11 protein-coding genes are annotated in these 24,114 nt (G+C 37.3%); 5 read left to right on the forward strand and 6 right to left on the reverse strand.

The annotated features are described in order from the left end of the window. Nucleotides 1-1,096 precede the first annotated feature (1,096 nt). Nucleotides 1,097-2,854, forward strand: coding sequence for a glycoside hydrolase 43 family protein (locus R2Q59_RS03605; RefSeq protein WP_316783725.1), 1,758 nt, complete (start codon nucleotides 1,097-1,099; stop codon nucleotides 2,852-2,854). 11 nt (nucleotides 2,855-2,865) lie between these two features. Then, entirely contained in the window at nucleotides 2,866-4,386 is a 1,521-nt protein-coding gene (locus R2Q59_RS03610) for an alpha-L-fucosidase (RefSeq protein WP_316783727.1), read from the forward strand. Between the two features lie 61 nt (nucleotides 4,387-4,447). Here R2Q59_RS03610 and R2Q59_RS03615 read toward each other — a convergent pair whose 3' ends face one another. From R2Q59_RS03615 to R2Q59_RS03635, 5 genes are all read right to left on the reverse strand, one after another. After that, entirely contained in the window at nucleotides 4,448-5,773 is a 1,326-nt protein-coding gene (locus R2Q59_RS03615) for a glycoside hydrolase family 43 protein (protein WP_316783729.1), read from the reverse strand. A gap of 18 nt (nucleotides 5,774-5,791) precedes the next feature. Beyond that, nucleotides 5,792-8,203, reverse strand: a complete 2,412-nt coding sequence (locus R2Q59_RS03620) for a glycoside hydrolase family 2 TIM barrel-domain containing protein (RefSeq protein WP_316783731.1) — start codon at nucleotides 8,201-8,203, stop codon at nucleotides 5,792-5,794. Nucleotides 8,204-8,236: 33 nt separating this feature from the next. Continuing rightward, nucleotides 8,237-11,494 carry a glycosyl hydrolase gene (locus tag R2Q59_RS03625; RefSeq protein WP_316783733.1) on the reverse strand — a complete coding sequence of 1,086 codons (3,258 nt, stop codon included), beginning with the start codon at nucleotides 11,492-11,494 and terminating at the stop codon, nucleotides 8,237-8,239. Between the two features lie 237 nt (nucleotides 11,495-11,731). After that, nucleotides 11,732-12,979, reverse strand: coding sequence for a hypothetical protein (locus R2Q59_RS03630; protein ID WP_316783735.1), 1,248 nt, complete (start codon nucleotides 12,977-12,979; stop codon nucleotides 11,732-11,734). 132 nt (nucleotides 12,980-13,111) lie between these two features. Continuing rightward, on the reverse strand, nucleotides 13,112-14,005 hold the full coding sequence (locus R2Q59_RS03635) for an AraC family transcriptional regulator (RefSeq protein WP_316783738.1): 894 nt from the start codon (nucleotides 14,003-14,005) through the stop codon (nucleotides 13,112-13,114). 242 nt (nucleotides 14,006-14,247) lie between these two features. Between R2Q59_RS03635 and R2Q59_RS03640 the strand changes: the two genes are divergently transcribed. Genes R2Q59_RS03640 through R2Q59_RS03650 form a run of 3 tightly spaced genes read left to right on the forward strand, consistent with a single transcriptional unit; the run spans nucleotide 14,248 to nucleotide 21,420 of the window. Continuing rightward, nucleotides 14,248-16,704, forward strand: coding sequence for a beta-galactosidase (locus tag R2Q59_RS03640; RefSeq protein WP_316783739.1), 2,457 nt, complete (start codon nucleotides 14,248-14,250; stop codon nucleotides 16,702-16,704). 7 nt (nucleotides 16,705-16,711) lie between these two features. Further along, nucleotides 16,712-18,061 (forward strand): sugar porter family MFS transporter, encoded by a 1,350-nt coding sequence (locus tag R2Q59_RS03645; RefSeq protein ID WP_316783741.1) that lies wholly within the window; start codon nucleotides 16,712-16,714, stop codon nucleotides 18,059-18,061. Nucleotides 18,062-18,075: 14 nt separating this feature from the next. Then, a complete protein-coding gene (locus R2Q59_RS03650) occupies nucleotides 18,076-21,420 on the forward strand; it encodes a DUF5107 domain-containing protein (RefSeq protein WP_316783743.1) in 3,345 nt (1,114 codons plus the stop codon). Between the two features lie 204 nt (nucleotides 21,421-21,624). Here the strand turns inward: R2Q59_RS03650 and R2Q59_RS03655 are convergent, their stop codons facing one another. Then, the gene (locus tag R2Q59_RS03655; protein ID WP_316783745.1) at nucleotides 21,625-24,009 is read right to left on the reverse strand and encodes a glycosyl hydrolase 115 family protein; all 2,385 of its coding nucleotides are present in this window, start codon (nucleotides 24,007-24,009) and stop codon (nucleotides 21,625-21,627) included. Nucleotides 24,010-24,114 lie beyond the last annotated feature (105 nt).

Raw genomic sequence — 24,114 nt, forward strand, 5'->3', positions numbered from 1 at the left:
AATTATTGTTTGAGTTTATATCAACTTGCCCTGAGTTTTGTTACCCCTACTTTTTGGTTTTTTTGCTTTATGGCTTTTTTTGTATCGATTATCGATGTGCTATCCAGCTATTTAAACTAAAATAGCGTTTAAAGGCACAACTTGGAGCTCTTGGAAACGACGTGACCGAATTTGACTGGATTTGACTGGATTTGACCGGTTTGCAAGGACGTTTGTTCGAGACTTCTCCCAGTGTTGTTCGAGAAACCTTGCTTTAAACCGCGATTCTCCGAACGAATCTGGGAGGAATGTGGGAGAAAACCTATACAGATCTGGGGATTTAAACTACAATAATTACAAGAAAATATTTTAACAATGAGTTTAAAATTGATTTAACTATAAGGAAAATATGGTTAGATGGATTGAGTGTAAGATAAATTGTAAATGATCGTTAATCCTCCTGTTAACAACGTAGGCTATGTATTGCTCATTCCTTGTTCCTTGCACCATACTTGCATAGCCCTTGCATACCTATCCTTGTATCTCTTAGTGATACTTTAGTGTCTAAGAATAGAGTAGGGAGCAAGTATCATAGGGTAAGACTAGGATAGTGGTGCAATAGGAAATAGCGGAAGGTTGGATATGACTTGGACTTGATAGATTGAAATTAAGAGAAATGAAATGCTTTGAAAAAGCTGGATTGCTAGAATTGCAATGTTAAGCTAAGATAAGAAAATTACCAGAAATTTAAAATAGGAGATGGGTGGAAATCTTAATGCGCTATCAAACCTTGCCTATCGGTTGGAGAGACACCAATCAAAAAAAATCCTACTCAAAAATATATTATTGTAGGTTCAGGATAATTCCTATCTCCTTAATAAATTAGAATTATGCGATAAGAATTGAACTGATTGATTGTGAATAATGTTATATAGTTTATAAAGTAATTTAACTTGTTACTCAAATAGTTACATAATGAAAACTTTAAAGCAGGATACTACAGGATGACATTTAAAAATGCATTATTGATATTTGGATAGGCTCCATTTAAAGCCAAAAAACCAAATATTTACTTTCATTAAGCCTATTTCTTGATGGCTTATGTATGATGTATGTGATGAACAAGACCTATTTCGCCTGTTTCCCGTATGCTATTTTAGGTGTAATGGGTATCTATCATTCTAATGAGCAGTTAATGCCATCTCCCATTTTTAAAAAAGAAAAATACCGTTTGCTATATAAGAGATTGCTCGAAGATAGTATGTGGATAATGTTAGGTACTTGTCGGTTAAGCTATATTTTCTTATGGTGTTTTTTGCTTTTAATGTTTGAACCTTGCTTCTCACAACAGAAAGTAAAATGGGGAGATTGGCAAACTTGGGGAGATCAAAATAATGGGACTTACCAAAATCCAATACTTCCAGCAGATTACAGTGATTTAGATTGCATTAGGGTGGGCAGTGATTATTATGCTGTTTCGTCTACATTTCAATATTCTCCAGGCTTTGTGATTTTACATTCAAAGGATTTGGTGAACTGGAAAATCGTTAGTCACGCTGTTAAGGATATTTCAAAAATCTCGACAGAAATGAATTGGGATAAAATGAATACCTATGGCAGGGGAATTTGGGCGGGTGCAATTAGATACCACAACAACAAATTTTGGATTTACTTTGGCGACCCTGATAAAGGTTATTTTATGACTACTGCCACAAAAATTGAAGGGCCTTGGGCGCCTGTTCATCAAGTTTTAGCTGCAAAAGGATGGGATGATGGCTGCCCTTTTTGGGATGATGATGGACAAGGTTATTTTGTAGGAACAAATTTCGCAGATGGGTATAAAGTTCATTTGTTTAAAATGACCGCTGATGGGAAAACCTTAATTGCTACATCAGATAAGGTAATTTATCAATCTAAGGGAAGTGAAGCCAACAAGCTTTTTAAAGTAAAGGATACTTATTACCATTTTTTTTCTGAAGTGAAAGCGGGTGGTAGAGCGGTTATGATGCAGCGGGCAAAAAATATATACGGACCTTACGAGGGACCAAAACAGTTAAGTTATGCTCAGAAAGAAAATCACGAACCCAATCAAGGTGGCATTGTTCAAACTCAAAAAGGCGATTGGTATTTTTTAACACATCACGGGTCTTCTGGAGATTGGTCTGGTAGGGTAATGAGTTTGCTGCCTGTAAATTGGATAGATGGTTGGCCAATTTTGGGCAATCCTGATGCCGATAAAATAGGTTCAATGGTTTGGAATGGACCAAAGCCTGTTCAAGGCCAAAAGAAAAACATTCCACAAACCAGTGATGGTTTTAATGCTAAAATACTGACACAACAATGGGAATGGAATTACCAACCTAGAACAGAAAAATGGAGTTTAACAGAAAAGAAAGGCTGGTTAAGGTTAAAGGCTTTTAGACCAATTGAAACAAATAACCTATTAAAGGCAGGCAATACCATTACACAACGTTCTTTCAGGTCCTCATCTAATGAAGTCATTGTTAAAGTGAATTTAGCAGGAATGACGAAAGGACAAAAATCTGGTTTAACGCATTTTGGTTCACCAAACTATGCAAGTTTGGGTATTATATCTGATGGCATTACCAAAAGAATAGAATATAATGCTAAAGGCAGTATTGTTTTGGGAGATGCGCTTGCTAGTAATCAATTGTGGCTTAAATCTACTTGGGGATTAGACGGTTTAAGTCAATTTTACTACAGCACTGATGGCGTTAAATACATTCCATTTGGAAAGCCTTATCAGTTGATGTGGGGTGCTTATCGTGGAGATAGAATTGGTATTTATACCTACAACAATGAGTCTGATTCGGGTTATTTGGATGTAGATTATTTCAACTATTTGATTAAATAAAAACACACAAAATGAAAAGAACACTAGTATTTACAATCATTGCTTTTGTATTATCCTCCCAAGGTGTACAAACCTATGCGCAAGAGCCAAACAATCCTACAGCGGCACGAGTTACCATCAAGCTACCCAATGGAAAAGCGGCGGCAATTCCCAAAGGTCCTTACAAACCAACTTGGGAGTCGGTAAAAGAGAATTATAAAACCCCAGAATGGTTTCTGGATGGAAAGTTTGGAATTTTTATTCACTATGGCGTTTATACGGTAGCTGCTTATGCCAGTGAATGGTATCCACGTCACATGTACTCTAATTCTGGTGTGCAAAAATGGCACGTTGAGCATTTCGGTGGTCCGGTGGATAAGATTGGTTATAAAGACTTAATTCCGTTATTTAAAATGGAGAAGTTTAATGCGCAAGAATGGGCAGATCTTTTTAAAGAAGCGGGAGCTAAATATGTAGTGCCAACCGCAGAACATCATGATGGTTTTGCCATGTACGATAGTAAGTTGACCAAATGGGACTCTAAAGATATGGGGCCTAAGATTGATTTTATTGGCGAATTATCTGCTGCGGTTCGTAAAGATGGATTAAAGTTTGGGGTTTCTAATCATAGAATGGAACATTGGGATTTTATGTACCCCCAACTGAAAACAAAGTCTGATTTGTTTGATCCTGCCTATGCAGATTTTTATGGACCGCCACAACTTCCGCCTGTTCGTAAACCAGCTGTAAATGGAGAAGAGGTAATTGAAGACCAAGATAAAGCACCTCAAAGTCAGGCTTTTTTAGAAGAATGGTTAGCTCGCTGCCAAGAGTTGGTAGACAAGTATAAACCAGATATGTTTTGGTTTGACAATGGTGTAAACAGCAGAAGTTTAGATTCTGTTAAATTGAGGTTTGCTGCCTATTATTACAATAGTGCAAATAAATGGGGTAAAGCAGTTTCTATCAGCACTAAAAGTGAAGCCTATTTAGCAGGAAGTATTAAAGATTTTGAACGCCAGGGAAGAGCACCAAAAGAGTTAACTGATTTTGTATGGCAAGTTGATGACCCTATCGGAGATAAGTTTGGTTACGTAGAAGGAATGAAACTGACTAATGCTGCCACAGTGATAAGAAGATTAGTTGAAAATGTAAGTAGAAATGGAAACCTGATGCTTAATATTTCACCTAAAAGTGATGGCACTATTCCACAAGAGCAAAAAGATATATTATTAGGTGTTGGCAAATGGCTTAAAGTTAATGGCGATGGGATTTATGGAACCAGAGCATGGGATAAATACGGCGAGGAATCTCTAAGATTTACCACAAAAGGAAATAATTTGTTCGTTGTTTCCTTAAAATGGCCAACTGCACCTGTACTTGTTCGCTCATTGCCGCTCAGCAAAGGAAAGGTTACCAAGGTTTCTTTGTTGGGTTATGCTAAAGAGTTGAAATATACGCAAGATGCAGATGGACTTACAGTGACTTTTCCAGATGAAAAAATTGGTGATTATGCCTATACCCTAAAAATTGAAGGCCTGAAGTTGCATTAGTAATTACAATGATGAAAAGTACAAAAGCCTTAGTGAAAACTAAGGCTTTTTGTTTTAATTACTAATTAGTTGTTGTTGTTGTTCCGGTATTGATTGTTGTAGTAGGGTAAGCACTGCCTAATCTTTTCGCTTCTTTTGCTGATATTGGTAAGATTACGCCGTGTTTAGGTAATGGGTTTGGAAAATTTATTGGAACAACCTCCCATTTTGGATTTTCAAAACTTTTTGTTCGCAGGGCGACGTATGTTTTGTTAGGTATCCATCGCTCAATCCATAAATAATGATATTCGCCATTGATATCGCCAGGATTAGACTTAAAAGTTAGTGGTGCTTCTGTTTCTTTAATTCCTGCTTTTGTACCTATGTTGTAATCTATAGTTTCCCATAGTTCGCGAGGAGCACGAAGGTCTTTTGAACGTTCCATTACAATGTCATGGCTGTTGTTATGGGCTTTGTTGATTGATTTAGTGAAACGATAATACCATTCACCCACTTTGTCGACCGTTGAATCTATTCTCCACTCATTTGGTTGCCAAATTTGGGCTTCAGTAAAAGTTACAAAGTCTCGTGTGGTAGCATACATTGGTGTATAATAACTGTTTGTACCAATCTTGGAAGTCCAGAATACAATATAAGCACCTATGGAATTATCCCAAAATGCTTCGGGGGCATAAGTATTTTGAACATTAGGTGGGGCCACTAACACATCACGCTGTGCAGACCAATTGACTAGATCATGAGATTCCCAAACTTGGATATAGCGTTTACGATCAGGGCCTTTTGTTCCGTTAAACCACTTTAAGTCAGTTGCCATTAAATAAAATGTATCACCATTGGGTGAACGTACAATGTAGGGATCTCTTAAACCTGTTGTTCCATTTGTAGAACTGAAAATTGGTTTGCCATTATTTAATTCACGCCAATCTAAAGCAGAATTACCTTTAGAGCTACTGAAATAAATCTTTTCATCTGTAAAGGTAAAGTGAACGAAAAGATAGGCTTTATTTGCTTCTTTTTTGTAGGCCTTAATTACTTGAACTGAAATGTCTTTATCAGCTACTGCTGTTCCTTTTGTAATTGTTGCGTGGAGAATTACTTTAGTGTCTTTTTTTGGTCTAGTTATAATTCCAGTTGAGGTTACTATTTTGTCGTTTTTGGAAGTCCATTTTACAGTTGCCCCATTTATGCTAGTTGGCAATGTTAAATTTCCATAAGTAGCTTTCGCATTTACAATTAAAAGTCCATTAGTCACTGAATTCACGATAGTTTGGTCATCATTTTTAACTGGCGTTTCCTGTGCAATAACCGACCTTGTGAATAAAAGCACCAGTAGCCCTAGCGCTAATGCCTGAAATTTAAATGGGAAAGCGATTTTATATAAAGACATGTTAGTTATGTTCTTAAATTATTTGGTTAAGAATGTTTTTTCTGCTCCCTTTAGGCCTGGAGCAGTTACTTTTAATTTAACTGTTCCAGCAGTTGTAGTTGAACGTAAAATGGCCATTGCAAAACCTTTAAATAATGATTTTTTATTGCCTGTAAATAAATCATCACTTAAATGATCTCCATTGTCAACCGCAATTATGCTGGCTACTCCGTTAATGTCAAATGTTACATCGCCGGTTGCTGTTGGTACTTTACGTCCTTTACTGTCAACCGCATAAACTTTTACATATTGAAGGTCCATTCTGTCGGCTTTCCAATTGGTATTTTCAGTCTCGATGATTAAAGCAAAAGCTTTTCCGGTAGTTTCTAAATCATGACGTGCTACTTCTTTTCCATTATTACGAGCAATGGCGGTAATTTTACCAGTGGTGTAAGGAACATCTTTCCAATAAATGGTATTGCGTTTTCTAACATCTGAACTGTTCTTTTGTACACCAATAGATTTTCCATTGATTAACAATTCTACCTCATCCGCATTGGTATACGTATAAAGATTATATTTTTCCCCTTCTGTACGGTTCCAGTGTGAAGAAATCACTTTTTGACCAACGATTTGATCGTTCCACATTTTCGATTCACCTTCACTGTCTACTATTCCAATATGTACTAAAGGCTCATCTGTAAAAATGCTCTTGGTTAACCAGGCCTGTGGAAATGGCTCCATGGCGTGATTAAAGAAAGAATAGTTCCATCCTTTTCTAGGCCACCCTTGAGATTCTCCCCAATATTCTATGCCCCCCCAGTAAGCTAATCCCACCATTTTATCCCTGTCCATTCCGAAGTATGGTGCGGCTAATTCGTTTGTTACCGCTTCACTCTGATAAATAATCATATTTGGAGCATGTTTGAGGTATTCTTGGTAATCTTCCCAAGTATAATTGAAACTCGCCACTTCGGTTACCGTTGATAATTCTGGTGGACGAATATTTTCCTTGATACGGAAATCTGGGTTAGCTCTGATGATTCCACCAGCTCTGGCAGGGTACATGGCCACAGTAGTTTTACGAGTTGGATCGTAGCGTTTGGCTACTACATCCATCAAACGGTAAGTGGTTACGCCCCAATCGCTAGTAGGGAAATTCCATCTTTCTTCTTGGAATTGTAATTCATTACCAAAGCTCCACATGATAACAGAAGGATGATTGCGGTCTCGTTTGATCCATTCTTTAATGTTGCTGTACCAAATGTCGTTAAATGGGGCGCTTCCAGCCCAAGCAACCGTGCTTCCCCATTTGTCGTACAATTCATCTACCACTAAAATTCCCTTTTCGTCTGCAAGGTCAAAAAACGACTCTGAGTAAGGATTGTGTGAAGTTCTGATGTGGTTAAAACCAAAGGCTTTAATTTGATCCATCATTCTGGCAATGGCAGTTTTGTGAGCAGCTACGCCTACAGCACCTAGGTCGTCATGATTAGCCATGCCTTTAAGAAAAACCTTTTTGCCGTTTAACTTCATTCCAAATTCCTTTGAAAACTCTATCGTTCTAATGCCGAACCTTTTTGTCAGCTTATCGACTACTTTTCCATTTAAAATTAAGGCCACTTCTGCGGTATAAAGGTTTGGCGTTTCGCAAGACCAAAGTTGTGGTTTAGCGATGTTCAGCTTTGGCAAAGGAACTTCTACTTCAACTAAATTGGATTTCTTAGGCGCCATTGTTTTAGTTTCGGCAACTATTTTTCCATCGGGAGCAAAAAGCTTGGTATTGATTTCTAATTCATATTCCTTGCCTTTAATGCCTGCCACTTCTACTTGTACATTTACTTCTGCATTTTGATCAGAGATTTTTGGGGTGGTGATAAAGATACCGTGGCGAGCGATAGCCACTTTGTCTTTTACCACTAAATGAACATCACGGAAAAGGCCGCCACCTGTATACCAACGGGAACCACCTTCGGTAGTAGAACGAACAGCCACTACATTATCGGCATCGTATTTAATTACATCAGCAATATCTGCTTCAAAACCTAAATAGCCATAAGGCGTAGCACCAATTTTCTTTCCATTTACCCATACTTCGCCTGATAACATTATGCCTTCAAAATCGAGAGCAATTTGTTTTCCTTTCCAATTTGGATCTGCCTTGAATGTTTTTCTGTACCATCCTACACCAAGTGTTTTAAACCCACGCCCTTTATTGGCATTTTTGTCCCAAGGTTGGTCAAATTGAAAATCGTGCGGTAAATCTAGTTTGCGCCAATCATTGTCGCTGAAATTGATATTTTGAGCGTTTGATATATCACCTGCCTTAAATTTCCAATCGAAATTAAAAAGTTGGTTTATCCTTATTTGATCCGTATTGTTTTGAGCAAAAAGAGGTGAAGTAAAAAAAGCTGTAGTAACAATTAGAAATAAAATTCTTATAATTTTCATTGTATTGTATTTTTGTATTTTTTCATAATTCAATTATTTAGAGCGTTTTACTAAAAAAACCTTATCGATTATTCCTGAGGTAACTAAGCGATCTTTTGGGGTAGCTATTTCTGGATAGGCGTAAGTAACTCGTTCTGATTGAGGAAGAGCTGAATCGCCAATCATTCTATTGGTTAAAGCGTTAACCACAAAAATCTCTAAGGTGTTTTCGCCTTTTTTAAGAAATTGAGTTAAATCTGCTTCCCAAGGACTGCACCAAACGGTTGCTACTTCTTTCCCATTTACTAATACACGAGCTATTGAACCTAGTTGTGCAAAACGAAGTAAGATTTGCTCACCTGGAAGTGTTTGGTCTAATTGCAGTGTTTTGCGATAAACTGCTGTACCTGAGTAGAATTTAATTCTCTTATCTTCATTTTGAGTCCAATCGGTTAGCTTGTTAAAAATAACTTCGCCAGGGCCACCCCATTTTGGATCAAAGGTAACTTTCCAATCTCCGTTAATTGTAGTGATTTTTTCATCAGTCCCTTTTAATTTTGTAGGTAGGGTTGGAGCAGGAAGAGTAGAAGTTACGATAAATCCAGATTCATTTGGTTGCAAAACCAGGTTTAACAATAATCCATCCTTTCCAGATTCTATAATTGGAAGAAGGTATTGTTTGCCGGTGGTTGGGTCCCAGTATTCTGCTTGAGTAGCTGCTTTACGTAAACGAATGTTACTATTATAAACGTTTTTACTGTGGTTATTAAAAAAGTATATCTCTTGATCTGCTAATTTGCGATGCGCAAAATATAATTTATCGGTAGGTATATTTCCGCTTTTGAAAGCTACATCAGGATTAATTCTGTGTTTTGTCAATGCTGCTGCCAATGTTATTCCCCAATATACCTTTCCTTTGCCTACAGTTTTGCTTCCACTTTGTTCTGGCCCCCAAAGTTGATTAACTAAAGTTTGGTATTCTTTAGAAGATGGGGCATCGGCTAAAGATTTAGAACCTGATGGTTTGGCACCATATACTGCAATACCTGCATTAACCATTTTTGCGATTTGACGTAAGGCTTCAAGAGAGATATCAGCTTTGGCTTCTAGTACAAAGATTTGGTATTTAACGCCATCTGGTAGGATAATTTGACCATCTTTTACAGACATACGGTTAAGTAAGCCATCTTCTGTAGTTACATCAAAATCATAACCTTCAGGAATTTCGGGTAAACGATTTGATAATAATTTTAGTGGTGCATTTTCGCCTAGAAAAATACAAATATCGGCTACTGATTTTCCATTGCGCATTAAGGCAGCGCACCTTGCTTGGTAATCCCAAAATGGGCGACTGTAGTTCCAAAAAGTATTATTTCTGTTAAGTACATATTGGCGGCCACCACCTGTGCTGCCTGGAATTTTATCAAGCCAAGGCTGATAAGCTGATGCACAAACCACAAATTCCTGAGCGCCAAAAGCAAAAGCGTAATCGGCTACATTTTTTGCCTCGGCTAAGGATTGACTAAATTTTAAATCAGTAAAAGCTTCTGCCGAGGCAATTGGCTTACCGTAAATATGTGCAGCTGATGAAGCTTCCTTAACATCATAACTGCCATGGGTTTGGTATGCCCAAAACTCACCCTGTGGTTTTTGTACTTTGCCCTTAGCTTTAAAGTTGTCTGCCGCTATCGTTATTCCATTTCCTACCGCCTGAGCCGTAAACATTACACCATCTTTACGGCACAAGCTATCTAAAACATTAAAATATTCGCTGGTTACCAAATCAGATATGGTAAGCCTCATGTCATGTAAAAAACCACTTGTTTTTTCTGTTGTGCCCACTATATAACCAAGTAGTGCTGGCAAATAAGGTTGAATGTTATAACCACGTAATTGTTTGAACTTGTTTTCAAATCCTATGGTCCAATTTTGGGAACCCGCTTCATGGCTATCCATGTGCAAGCCAGTTAAAGGAATGCCGACTTTTTTAAGCGAGTCGTACATGACCTTAAAATAACTATTGTACTGAAGTTTAGTGGCATTTGCCGAAAGTTTGTCGCTTTCTAAACCGATTAAGTTAGGGCGCCCATGTTTTGTATTTACACCAATAGAAACACGCACAAAACGCATGATTACCCATTTGCCTTTTGGTACTTCCCAATTTAATTGACCGTTTGTAAGCTTATTAGTTAGGTCGATAATTGTTTTGGGATCAATGACAGCTTTTGCAGCATAATCAGGGGTTTGGTCTTTCTCAATAAATTCAGAATTAAAAGCGGCTTTATCTTCCCATTGGTCTGTTTTGGCTTGAGCTGATATTACGATATTTCTAAGTGGTAATTCTTGTCCGTCTTTTGCCCCACTCCAATCGTGTAGGTTTAAACGATAATATTTACCTTTTACTGGTGCAAAAGAAATTGTCCTTTGGTTCCAAGACGGGGATTCGTACATGTGTTTCAGGTCGCAAACCTTGGTATAGTTAAGGCCATCTTCAGAAACTTCTAACTGCCCTAAGTCTGGTTGTTTCACATAACCATAACCATAAAAATTATCGGATACAGGGCCGGGCATGTTCATCATGCCCGTTGTAGACTTGCCTTTTGCACGCATGCTATAGGTAATGCTCCTTGCCGTAAAAGAATCATTAAACTGTAGGTTGATGTATACTGATTCACCTTGCTTAGGTGCAGGAATATTGATCAATTTATTATCCTTTGGAAAAAATAGGGCTTTTGCATTTAACTGTGCGATGTTACTTGATACTTTGGGTTGCTTAGTTAGGCTTGTTTCCCAATCTCCTTCTGGAACAGGAAAAGCCAAAACAGCAATTTCATTTACCTTACCAGACTTACTCTTACGAGTAGGAACAGGTAATTTGGCACTAAATTGCTGCCCACCATTTACCAAAGTGTCGGTTGCCTCTATGCGTTGCATACTTAAATCTTCGGTGATCCATGGGCCACCTGATACATAACCATTAGAGAGGTGAGTTTCGAAAGTTAAACCTAAACGTTTTGCTTCAGCTGCGGCAAAGCGAAACATGGTCCACCATTGATTTGAAAATGCAAGTAAGGCATTTTCGCCCTTACCATGCTGTTGATCGTAATAAACCACGCCCCCAACGCCTTCTCGTTTAAAAGCTTTTAGGTCTGCAGTAATTCCTTCTTTTGTTGTTTCTGTTTCGCCATGAAACCACCAAAGTTTGGTGCGAGCGATGCCAGAGGGATTAGAAAACTCATTCCTGATAGCTTGTATGGGGCTTTTGGTTTGAGCAAAAACAGATGAACTAAATAAAGTTAAAAGGAAACTCATCAGCAGTGGGTTAAACCATTTGCTGATCAGTAAATTAAATGTCTTAGTGGGCAAGAAATAAATTAATTTTCTTTTGTGTTGGTTCATCGCTTACAAAGAGTATAATTGGTTATAAGCTAAATTACATATGATCAAGGAGTAATTAATAAAAATGCATAACCAAAGTCTATCCATAATATGGACAAGTTAAGGTGTTGATTTGTAGGTTGTTGTTTTGTTTTATCCGTGGGATATTTGTTAGAAATTATAGAGGATTTTACCGTCTTCCGTTTTTAGCGAACAAGATTTTACGAATGCAGTTCCCTCGAACTCTAAGAAAATTCCTTTGATGGGGCCAATTGGTTCTTGATAATTGCCAGAATATAACAGTTTGTTGTTCACATAAAGAGATACTTTCTTATTGTGGTTGATCATCTTTATAGTTGTCCAGTTACTGAGGTCCATGGCAAACTTAGATAAGTTGACCCTAGAGCCTACAAAGGATTGTTCACTGAGCAAATTAGTTATTCTATTGCTACAACCTGGAGTAGTGATTCTGAAACGAATGTTTTTATTGTTACCCGTAATTTGAAACTGAGCACTTTTACAGTAAAGACCATTTTCGTCTAGCACATTTTTAAATTTAGCTTCGAAAATAAAGTTCTTTACCTGTTTGTCTATGGGTGTAAAATTGCAAAGCCTAGTATACACCAATCCAGAAGTATCAATGCCCTTTGTTTTTAATTGAACATTTGACAGGTGAAAGAGGCTATCTTTTCCGGTTTTGCGGGCTAGAAACTCGTAATAATTATTGGGTAATTCTTCACCCTGTCTATAACCAAGTCCAATCCATTTGTTAGATGGAATATAGACCCGAGTAGATTGTAAAGTATTTTTTCTGCTTTGTAAGCTTATGGTAAATAGACCAGGATAAAGGTATGCGTGGGCACTGTGGGCTTTTCCGGCTGTTACATATTGCCACTTTGTTTTATCTCCAAAATTTAGAAAAAGGCTGTCTTCACTCTCAGGGACTGTGTATTCGAAAAAGGCTGTTGCTGGTAAATTTCCTTCCTTGCCCACAAATTTGAGTTCGGATTTTAATGTATCGTCTTTTAAGAAAAAAGTAAATGCTAAAATGACAAGGGTTGCAAACACAAGAATAGTAATAGGAATTTTGTAGCGGTTGAGACGGCTCTGTGTTGACTTGTTAAGTTGTTGAGTTGTGGAGGTGATAGGCTCATCATTAGGCTCGTTAATGATATCTGGCTGAAGATTTTGACCGTATTTCTCTAAGGCTTGTATGGTGGCTTGTTGTGGGATGTAATACTGATAAACTGAAATTTTACCGAAAATCCTTTTAAGCGTATTTGCACTAATGGATACTTTAGTGTCTCTGAGTATTTCACGGCTAAGGTCTAAAAAATCACTGTGTTTCCATGTGCTAGCCTCTCCACGATTAAAGCGGATCTGACAACTGGCTACAATATTTTCAAACTTAGTTTTCATCTCTTGTAACAAAGATATTTAATTTATTGAGAGAAGTTAATAGGGAAGATGTAAGAGGGGAAACGGAAGATGGCATAGTAAATAGTAAATAGGAAACTGGAAATAGGGAATGAGAAATAAGGACTGATTATCTTAACGTTGCGACCTATAATTTTTCTTGTATTGGCTGGGCGAAATACCCATATACTTCTTAAACAGCCTAGAAAAATAAAAAGGATCATCAAAGCCAAGTTCAGTACAAATTTCTTTAATATTCCTGTCGGTAAAATAGAGGTACTGACAGGCCTTTTGCACCTTGAGCTGGTTGAAAAAATGCAAAGGTGAATTCCCTGTTTTACTTCTGAATAACCTCGAGTAATGGGAAAGAGATAGTTGTTGTTGTTTAGCAAAAGTTTCGGCAGTGAAAATGCCGTTGATGTTATTTTTCATAAACAAGATAGACTTATCCATCTGGTCCATTTGGTGTTGTGCAGGATTTAATTGTTTGATATAAATCATTGAACTCACAAAATCCATCAATTTTAGATTGGCAATTTCTAAGGATTGCTCGTCAAAACTTTCTTCCAATAGGTTAAATATGGCATCGAAATTTTCTATTCGTTTTTCACTATAAGGTATTTGCCGCAATAAGGGAGTAACATCGGCATATCTTTCATAGATAATGTCGGCAGTAGGACCAGTAAAATGCACCCAGTAAATGCTCCAAGGCTCTATGATGCTACTTTTATAATGATGTGGTGTGTTTTTTGGAATGACGAAAAAAGTATTAGGCGTAAGTTCAATTTCTTGGTCTTTTAAGTAAATGTGACCACGACCACTGGTGCAATATAGCAAGATGTGCTGTCCACTACCTGTTTTACGAGTTCGATGATGGAAGTTAGCATTTGGATAATAACCTATTGCTGTTAAATAAAATAGGCGGGTTAGGTTATTTTTTGCAACTAATTTTTTAATGTTCGGAGGAAGAACAATCATTTGTTGGCCAACAAATCCTTCTTTTATTTTCTTGGTTTCCTCGTTATACATTAAAAAAGGTTCAATTGTCTATGTAATTATTGTAATTTGAAAAATAAATTATACCTAAACTTAAATAAAAACATCAGTTATTTAAATTTATAGTTCTTAAAATATTAATTAGGTAGTTGAAATAATACTTGAAGATAAAATGGCTGGCAGAATTAAATAGTCTAAAAGTCCATATTTTATTAATTTTTGTCCATTTGTATAGCTGTCATTTTACTATAGTTTTGATTTACCAAATACAAAGTATGAATTTCAAAACATGGCCAGAAACTAGCGTTTTCTTTCGCACCTCCATTTTCTTATTTTTAGGTGTTGTTCAGTTATCGGCATTTGCCCAACAAAAAAGCTATACTATAGATGTAAGTAAATCTACCAAGGAAATTAAGGAAGGTCAACTACAACTAGGTGGCTCTGACCCAAAAGGCAACAAGATTGCTGTAAATAACTATTACATTTCTTATAACAATAAGGCCATTATACCAGTTACGGGAGAATTTCATTTCAGTAGGTATGATGAAAAATATTGGGACGAATCTATCAAAAAGATGAAAGCTGGTGGTATCAGTATGGTAGCTACTTATGTATTTTGGAATATCCACGAAGAGAAGGAAGGAGTATTTAATTGGAGTGGCAATAGGAATTTAAGGAAGTTTTTGACTTTATGTGCTGATAATGAAATGCAGGTAATTATCCGCATAGGTCCATTTTGTCATGGAGAGATTAGGAATGGCGGATTGCCAGATTGGATATTGAGCAAACCATTTTCTGTAAGGTCTAATGACGCTGGCTATTTAGCAACAGTTGATAAACTTTATGCAGAGATTGGTAAACAAATGAAAGGCTTGTTTTTTAAGGATGGCGGACCCGTTATCGCTACCCAAATAGAAAACGAATACCAACACTCTGCCTCGCCATGGGGGATGACTTATCCTGGTGCGCCCTATGATTGGACGGCTTCAGCAAGAGATAAGGCTGTTACCCATGAAGGTGTTGCAGTATCAGATGTGAAAAACCCTTATGCAGAATTGGGTAGGGATCACATGAAAGTTTTAAAAAGCCTTGCCACAAAAAATGGAATGATTACACCTTTATATACCGCTACAGGTTGGGGTAATGCTGCAATTGTAGATAAAGAAAGTATCCCTGTTACAGCAGCTTACGCTTACCCTACTTGGACAGAAAAAGCAGATATTTCGCCATTCTACCAGTTTAAGGATATGACTAAAAACCCGGATTATGCACCTATTAGTTATGATTCGCAACAATATCCGGCATTTGCCGCAGAATTAGGTTCTGGTATCATGAGTACCTATGTAAGAAGACCTACCGTACCTGCCGAAAGTATGGATGCCTTAATTAATAGGTGTTTGGGCAGTGCGGCAAATGGATTGGGCTATTACATGTATCATGGAGGTTCTACACCCAAAGGCGATTTCTTTTTTAGCGATGAGGCTTATGGATATCCTAAAATATCTTATGATTTTCAGGCACCAATAGGAGAGTATGGACAAGTTCGTCCAGCCTTTCATCGCTTAAAACTGATACACTTTTTCTTAAAGGATTTTGGTGATGTATTAGCACCAATGGTAGTTACCTTGCCTCAAGGAAATGAAAAAATAAAACCAGAAAATTTAGAGACTTTACGTTATTCGGTTCGCTCTAATGGTAAAAGTGGATTTTTGTTTGTCAATAATTTCCAGGACGATGCGAAGTTGACTGATAAAGTTGGTTTAACCATAAACGTGAAAACTACAACTGAAATTATTTCATTTCCAATAGCTATTAAAAGTGGAGAGAATGCTATTTATCCTTTTAACTTAGATTTAAACGGCATTAATTTAAAATATGCAACTGCCCAATTGTTAACCAAAGTGGGAACATTAGAAAGCCAACGATATGTATTTTTTAGCAATGATGGAGAAAAGCCTGTTTTTGTTTTTTCTAAATCGGCTGACTTAAAAATCAATAACCTTTCTGCTTGTAACATTACGCAAAGCGGAAATGAATGGCGAGTTATACCAAATTTTCAAGCTAGTGCTGAATTTAGTTTGGAACAAAATGGCAAAAAGACTAGGGTTTTGGTAATTACCAAAGAAACTGCCTTAAAATCTTATCTCCTTACTACAGACAAACAAGAAGCTATAGCTTTTTCTGATGCTTTAATCTTACAAGATAAGGAGGAGTTAAAATTTCTTTCTTTAGGTAAATCTGATTTTGGTTTTTCTACTTATCCTAAGGCGACGATTATACCACTAGCAGATTCGAGATTTACGCAAATCAAAGATTCATCGCCACTGGATAATTATCGTATTACCTTACCATCAATTAAGTCTGAGCTTGTGCACAACTTAACTGGTGAAGATAAGGTACAGGTAAAATTGCCAATATTAGATAAAGGGTTAAATGATGTGTTTTTAAATATTGATTATTTAGGAGATGTTGGTTTAGCCTATTTGGATAATAATTTGGTGGCTGATGATTTTTATAAAGGCTTACCTTGGAACATCGGCTTGAAACAATTTATTGGAAACTCAAAACAAAACGAATTACAGTTTTACTTTAGGCCTATTTACAAAAGCGCCACTTATCTAGTTGATTTATTACCATCAGCCAAACCAACTTTCGCTAAAGACGCAAAGCTAGTGGACATTAAACGTGTGAGCTTAGTACCTGAATATACCTATACTCTAAAATTTAAATAATATACAAATGGCAACTACCAAAACTGAATTTAATAGCAGTTACATTATCGGAATATCATTTATTTCGGCCTTAGGAGGCTACCTTTTTGGGTTTGACTTTGCAGTAATATCTGGGGCACTTCCGTTTTTAAGAACAGAGTTCATGTTGAATGCCTGGTGGGAAGGTTTTTTAACAGGGTCTTTAGCCTTGGGCTGTATAGTTGGTTGTTTGGCTGCTGGTAAAATTGCCGATCGTTACGGCAGAAAACCAGGTTTAGCCATTGCAGCTTTTGTTTTTGCTGTTTCCTCAATAGGAATGGCTTTTTCTGGTAACCTGAGCATTTTTGTGGCGATGCGTTTCGCAGCAGGAATTGGCGTTGGGATGGCTTCTATGCTAAGCCCTATGTACATTGCAGAAGTTTCTCCGGCTAAAGTGCGTGGTAGAAATGTAGCCATTAATCAATTAACCATTGTAATTGGGATTTTAATAACTAATCTAGTCAACTATAAATTGGCAGATTCTGGGCCAGATGCATGGCGATGGATGTTTGGCTTAGGTGTAGTTCCATCTATTCTGTTTTTAGTGGGTGTGATTTGGTTGCCGGAAAGTCCGAGGTGGTTAATGCAAAAGGGCAAAAATGAGCAAGCCAAAAAGATATTAAACAAGATAGGTTCTCCTGAATTTGTAAAAAACACTGTTGGTGATATTGAAAAATCTATGGCCGATCATACTGGTAAACAAAGCTATGCTGCTGTATTTGCAAAAGGTGTTCGCCCTGCTGTTTTAGTGGGAATTACTTTAGCAGTTTTTCAGCAATTATGTGGTATTAATGTGGTATTTAATTATACCTCAACCATTTTCGAATCGGTAGGGGCAAGTTTAGACAGACAGTTATTTGAAACCGTTGCTATCGGACTAGTAAATCTGATTTTTACCATATTTGCCATGTGGCAAGTAGATAAATTGGGTCGCAGGCCATTAATGCTAATTGGCTCAATTGGTTTATCGGTTACCTACATCATATTGGCTTATCTTTTGCAAAGTGGGGCTGCGGCAGGTATTGTTTCCATATTCGTTTTGTTATCTATTAGCATGTACGCAAGTTCATTAGCGCCAGTAACTTGGGTGTTGATTTCTGAGATATTTCCAAACCACATTAGAGGCTTAGCCTCATCTGTAGCCATTGTTTCTTTATGGGGAGCCTATTTTATATTGGTATTTACATTTCCCATTCTAGCAGAAAAATTAGGTACTTATGGTCCATTCTATTTGTATGCTGGTATTTGCTTTTTAGGATTTTTATTCGTCCTTAAAAAAGTAAAGGAAACCAAAGGCAAAACCTTAGAAGAGTTAGAAAATACATTTGTAGGACATTAAAATAAGCGTAAATAATGAGCGATTCATTGGTGAAAGTTTGGCAGGAAGAAGTGATGATTCCAACTTATGGTATTGGTAAACCAGATAAAAACCCTATGTTTTTTGAGAAACGTGTTTATCAAGGAAGTAGTGGGGTGGTTTATCCAAATGCAGTTATCGAAAAGATTGAAGACGAAAAAAAGGATAAGGCTTATCAGGCATTATTTTTAGAGAACAAATATCTTAAAGTGATGATTTTGCCTGAATTAGGTGGCAGAATACAAATGGCTTATGATAAATTAAAAGACCGTCACTTTGTGTATTATAACCAAGTGATTAAACCTGCCCTTGTTGGTTTAACTGGTCCGTGGATATCTGGAGGAATAGAATTTAACTGGCCACAACATCATAGACCGAGCACTTTTGAGCCTATAGATTTTGATGTCAGCGAGAACAGTGATGGGAGTAGAACAGTTTGGGTTAATGAAATTGAAAGAATGTTTGGGACTAAAGGGATGGTTGGTTTTACCTTACATCCTGATAAGGCCTATATTGAGATTAAGGCAAAATTATACAATAGAACTTCGTTGCCACAAACATTTTTATGGTGGGCAAATCCGGCAGTAAAGGTTAACGATCATTATCAATCAATTTTTCCACCAGATGTGAATGCTGTATTTGACCATGGTAAAAGAGATGTATCCTCATTTCCTATAGCCACTGGTACTTATTATAAAGTAGATTATTCGCCAGGAACTGATATTTCAAGATATAAAAATATACCAGTGCCAACTTCATACATGGCCATCAATTCAGAATATGATTTTATGGGTGGTTATGAGCACGATAGCAAAGGAGGATTATTACATGTGGCTAGTCACCATGTTTCGCCAGGTAAAAAACAATGGACTTGGGGGCATAGTGATTTTGGGCAAGCATGGGATAGAAACTTAACTGATGAAGATGGGCCATATATTGAATTGATGACAGGTGTGTTTACCGATAATCAGCCTGATTTCTCTTGGTTAATGCCTTATGAAGAAAAGACTTTTACGCAGTATTTTTTGCCTTATCGAGAATTAGGACAGGTTAAAAACGCCACAAAAGATGTATTAATTACTATTGAGCGTTTAGCTGATGAAGCTATCGTTAAAATCATGGTTACTTCTGTTCAGCCTAATTGTAAGGTTAAGTTTTCTATAGACCAAGAAATATTATTTGAAGTAGCAGGGGAGTTGCTTCCCGAAGAGATTTTTGAGCAATCCATTCCAGTTTCTTCATCGATTGATGAAAATGCTTTCCTTTTAGAAGTGTTTGATGCCAAAGGAAAAGAGTTGATTAAATATCAGCCTTCAAAAAACAAGCAGAATGAAATGCCAGATGCAGCTAAACCAGCTTTGCCACCAAAAGAGGTTGAAAATAACGAACAGCTTTTTTTAATAGGCCAGCATTTGGAGCAGTATCGCCATGCTACTTTTAGTCCGGTACCTTATTATGAAGAGGCTTTAAAAAGAGACGAAAAAGATATTCGTAGCAACAATGCATTAGGTGCTTGGTATTTAAGACGCGGTCAGTTTGAATTGGCAGTACCTTATTTTAGAAAAGCTGTTGCGGGGACTATTAGTAGAAATCCAAACCCTTACGATAGCGAACCTTATTACAATTTAGGTTTATGCCTGCAATATCAAGGTGAGTTGGATGAGGCTTATACTGCTTTTTATAAAGCAACTTGGAGTAAGGCTTGGCAAGATGCTGCATTTTTTGCAGTGGCACAAATTGATATTTCGCGAGGCGATTACGAACAAGCACTGGGGCATATTAACCAAGCCTTGGATAGAAACATGGGCAATAGCAAAGCTTGGGTTTTAAAAGCTACGTTATTGCGTTTTGCAAAGGAATGGGGACAAGCATTGCATGTTTGTAGCAAGGCATTAGAAAGAGATCGATTTAACCTAGGTGTAATGCAAGAACGCATCCTGATTTACGAAGCGATTGGTCAGCAGGAGCAAGCAGACAAATATTTGAAAGAAATGCTTGTGCTGAATAATGGGAATGCGCAAAATATAATGGAATACGCATTGGATTATGCAACGGCTGGACTTTATGTGGAGGCAAGTACGCTTTTGAATCATGCGATTAGCGAAGAAACATCGCCTATGGTTTACTATTACCTAGCATTTTTTGCGGCTCAATTAAATGAGCCAGTTCAGGTTAAAAAATGGCTTACTAAAGCATCAAAAGCAGCGTCATATCTTTGTTTTCCAAATCGTTTAGCAGATATTTCAGTATTGAAATTTGCCATTGCAAATAATCCGACAGATTCGAAAGCACCTTATTACCTAGGCAACCTTTGGTACGATAAAAGGCAATATAACGAAGCAATCGCTTGTTGGGAGCAATCTATTTCGGTTAAAAAGAGTTTCCCTACCGCACATCGTAACTTAGGAATTGCTTATTTTAACAAGTCGCTAGATAAAAATGGAGCAATTACTGCATTTGAAACAGCATTTTCGTTAGACAAAAAAGATGCAAGGGTATTGATGGAATTAGACCAGCTTTACAAACGTATCAATAGACCAGTAGCAGAAAGATTGAAGTTTTTGGAACTTCATTTAAAAACCGTTGTACAACGTGATGACCTTTATTTGGAAAGATTGTCGCTTTATAATTTTGGTGGCGACCATAAGCTGGCTTATGATTTATTAATGGAAAGACAATTTCATCCTTGGGAAGGTGGCGAAGGAAAAGTATCTGGTCAGTATTTGTTTGCTCAGGTAGAATGGGCTAAACAGGAAATTGAAGCAGGCAACTTTGAACTGGCCATTGGACTATTAACTGAAGCACAAACTTATCCTCATAACCTAGGAGAAGGGAAATTATATGGTGCTGCAGAAAATGATATCTTTTATTGGTTAGGTGTAGCTCATAAAGGTTTAAGTAATGATGATGAAGCTAAACGTTATTTTATAAAAGCTACAGCTGGCAGTGCTGAGTTGGGTGCTGCCATGTTTTATAACGACCAGCAACCAGATAAGATATTTTATCAAGGTTTGGCTTGGCTTAAATTAGGCCAGCATGTTAAAGCAAAAGCTATTTTCGATAATTTAATTGCTTATGGAACAGCTCATCAGAATGATAAAGTTGTATTAGATTATTTTGCAGTATCGCTACCTAATTTATTGGTGTTTGATGATGATATGGATTTGCGCAATCAATTACACTGTTTTTACATGACAGCGCTTGGATTGATGGGCTTGGGTAAAAAAGAAGAAGCGATATCTTTATTTGATAAAATCTTAGCAGAAGATGCCATGCATTTTGGGGCGATAAGTCATTTAAGGTTGATGGAGTTTGATAAGGAGTTGGTTATTACGCTTTAAAAAGGAAATTGAATTTCGGATGGTGAAGGTTTAAACGTTACGTCATCTCGACGATAGGAGAGATCTGTTTCAACTATTAGATCTCTCATCGCTACGCTCTTTCGAGATGACGATATGTTGTGGCCGTCTTCTCGACGATAGGAGAGATCTGTTTCAACTAATGGATCTCTCGTCGCTATGCTCTGTCGAGATGACGCTATTAATTTACCAAACCTTAATCTGATCCAAAACCACACCTTCATCTATCGCTTTAATAGCAACAATATGTTGTCCAGCTTTACTTTTTAACTTGGTTTTGGTAATGCGTTTAGCCTGATTGGTTAATACATTCACTTTCCATTCTTCATTTCTGTCGGAGGTATGATAGTCGACAACCTTTAAAGATTGCCCATCTACAAAAATTTCATAACGAATTAATTTTCCTTCTACCGGATGATTAGGGGCTAAGTTTACTTCAATTGATACAGAATCTGTAGTTAAATTATTAAACAAATACTCAACTGTTTCGCCCTTTTTCAAGCTTATCGCCCCTTGTTCATAACCTAATCCATATGTAATGGGTTTAGCCCCAGAGAATTTCGAATATTGAGTTCCATTAAACATTGCTAACGGTTTTCGGAGCTGGGTTAATGGTTTCTCAGCTTTTACATGTGGAACTTTCAGAAAATCAGCAAGGTTGCGAGGACTAGCATTCATCATATTTTTCCATTTGCCTCCTGCTAACGAATTATAACGCTGGGTAAGTGTTTGAATCGCATCAAAAGCGGCATCACTCTGTGTCCATTGTGCCAAGCTATGTCTTGCTAATTGGCCATAGAGATGTTTTTTGTTCATTTCGGCAGCACCACGAACAGGATATTCCACCAACTGGAACCAAGCATCTTGCTTTTCTGGAGCTATTGTTTTTGAAAGCTCAATTACCTTTTTTGCTATTTTATCATAATGAGCAATGCGTTTTTTAATCTCTTGCTCACTCCAAGGTAAATCGGCGAGCTCTTTATACTTAGGATTAGTTTCTTCCGTTCGAGTATTACCCATGAATTCTGGCTTGCGGATGTATGCCAAACGATAGTACTCATTCATCACGGCACTCAGCGCTGTAGAATTTTGCTGACCAAATTCTCGAGCTAACCAAGCTTGTGAATGTTTATCTAAGCCTGCTTTACTATCCGCTATGGCATTGATGTTCCAAGCCATGTCTAAGAAAAGTTCTGTTAGATATTCTCCTGGTTTAATGTCACCCACGTTTAAAATCCAAATGTCTTTAGCGCCCTTGTCATAGGCCATTTTCATTTGCGTGTAAAGCTGTGCGGGGTGATTAGTACTTAACCAAAGGTAATCGTGTGGTCGACCCCAGTAAGAAATATGATAATACACTCCGTTTCCACCTTTGCGAGCACGTTCCTTTTCATTCGGGAAATGACGGATGTAGCCATAGTTGTCATCAGTCCACATTAACGTAACGTCATCAGGTACTTCTAAGCCCATGTTATACACATCAAGAACTTCTTTATAAGGGATAAAAACCTGTGGCACTTTTTCAACATCAGGGTTCAAAAAGGTTTTTATCATGTCACGCTGGTCTTTAAATATCGCAGTTATGGCATCTTTTTGCTCTTGTAAGGTATTTGCACCCTGCATTTTGCCATCATGTACCCCACGTATCCCGAGTGTATAAATGTTGTCTGAATTCTTCAATTGTTTTACTCGGTCTTCCCAAAACTTTAACACGCTAGCCCTATTATTTACATAATCGTAATTTCCTTTTCCGTCAATTTTCCATTCTGTATTGGCATTGCGCATCATTGGTTCACAGTGTGAAGTTCCCATTACAATGCCGTACTTATCTGCTATTTCCTTATTGCCTGGTGTTTGATAAAAAGCTTCTGTAACCTCATGCATGGCAGGCCAAAAAGTATTGGCACGTAGGCGAAGCAATAGTTCGAAAATACGGGTGTGAGTTTTTGGGCCCATTTGCCCTTTTATTTTTGAAGGTTCATAGGTTAAATAACTCCAAGGATTAATGCCAAAATCTTCATCATTTAAGAAAATGCCTCGGTGCACTACTGATGGATGTTCGAACAAACTAAATCCGTTTTTTAGCATCACTGTGCTCTTTTTAGCGATGTGCGAATCTGCCCACCATTCCCAAGGAGATACGCCAATACGTCTCGAAATTTCCAGAATGCCATAAGCTGTTCCTCGTTTATCGCTGCCTAAAATGTATATTTTATCGTTTTTAACTTGGATCGCATAAGCTTCCTTGTTGTTTTTTAAATCATCAATAAACTTTTTATCAATAAACTTTTCGGCCTCGGTACCATTTCCCAAAGTACCAATGTAAATTTGGGCATTGGCGCTTTTTACAATTTGCCCACTAAATACAGCATTATAATCTTTGCCGAACATTTCTAAAGCTGTATTTACCACTTCAGCTTCTTTGCTACTAATTGATACAGTTAAGTTTGCCTTGCTACGAAAAATAAAATCCGCAGATGCGTAAAAAGGTAAGATAGTTCCAATAATTGCAAAAAGTATGAATTTGCTTAGGCTGTTTTTTTTTGTTTTTACTGGAGCATTGTCGCTCATAAGGAAGGGTTTTTTATCGTTCATGTATTTGGTAATTACTAATATCGATAATGACAAGCAAATTTTCATCCTGTTCTATCCTGTAGCTTAGATTTTAGCCTAAAA

Origin of the sequence: Pedobacter frigiditerrae (assembly GCF_032678705.1) — a bacterium.
GTDB lineage: Bacteria > Bacteroidota > Bacteroidia > Sphingobacteriales > Sphingobacteriaceae > Pedobacter > Pedobacter frigiditerrae_A.

Excerpts from the sequence above, each read along its gene's own strand:
- R2Q59_RS03605 (WP_316783725.1), top strand. The coding sequence starts at position 1,097 with ATGAACAAGACCTATTTCGCCTGTTTCCCGTATGCTATTTTAGGTGTA.
- R2Q59_RS03610 (WP_316783727.1), top strand. The coding sequence starts at position 2,866 with ATGAAAAGAACACTAGTATTTACAATCATTGCTTTTGTATTATCCTCC.
- R2Q59_RS03615 (WP_316783729.1), bottom strand. The coding sequence starts at position 5,773 with ATGTCTTTATATAAAATCGCTTTCCCATTTAAATTTCAGGCATTAGCG.
- R2Q59_RS03620 (WP_316783731.1), bottom strand. The coding sequence starts at position 8,203 with ATGAAAATTATAAGAATTTTATTTCTAATTGTTACTACAGCTTTTTTT.
- R2Q59_RS03625 (WP_316783733.1), bottom strand. The coding sequence starts at position 11,494 with ATGAGTTTCCTTTTAACTTTATTTAGTTCATCTGTTTTTGCTCAAACC.
- R2Q59_RS03630 (WP_316783735.1), bottom strand. The coding sequence starts at position 12,979 with ATGAAAACTAAGTTTGAAAATATTGTAGCCAGTTGTCAGATCCGCTTT.
- R2Q59_RS03635 (WP_316783738.1), bottom strand. The coding sequence starts at position 14,005 with ATGTATAACGAGGAAACCAAGAAAATAAAAGAAGGATTTGTTGGCCAA.
- R2Q59_RS03640 (WP_316783739.1), top strand. The coding sequence starts at position 14,248 with ATGAATTTCAAAACATGGCCAGAAACTAGCGTTTTCTTTCGCACCTCC.
- R2Q59_RS03645 (WP_316783741.1), top strand. The coding sequence starts at position 16,712 with ATGGCAACTACCAAAACTGAATTTAATAGCAGTTACATTATCGGAATA.
- R2Q59_RS03650 (WP_316783743.1), top strand. The coding sequence starts at position 18,076 with ATGAGCGATTCATTGGTGAAAGTTTGGCAGGAAGAAGTGATGATTCCA.
- R2Q59_RS03655 (WP_316783745.1), bottom strand. The coding sequence starts at position 24,009 with ATGAGCGACAATGCTCCAGTAAAAACAAAAAAAAACAGCCTAAGCAAA.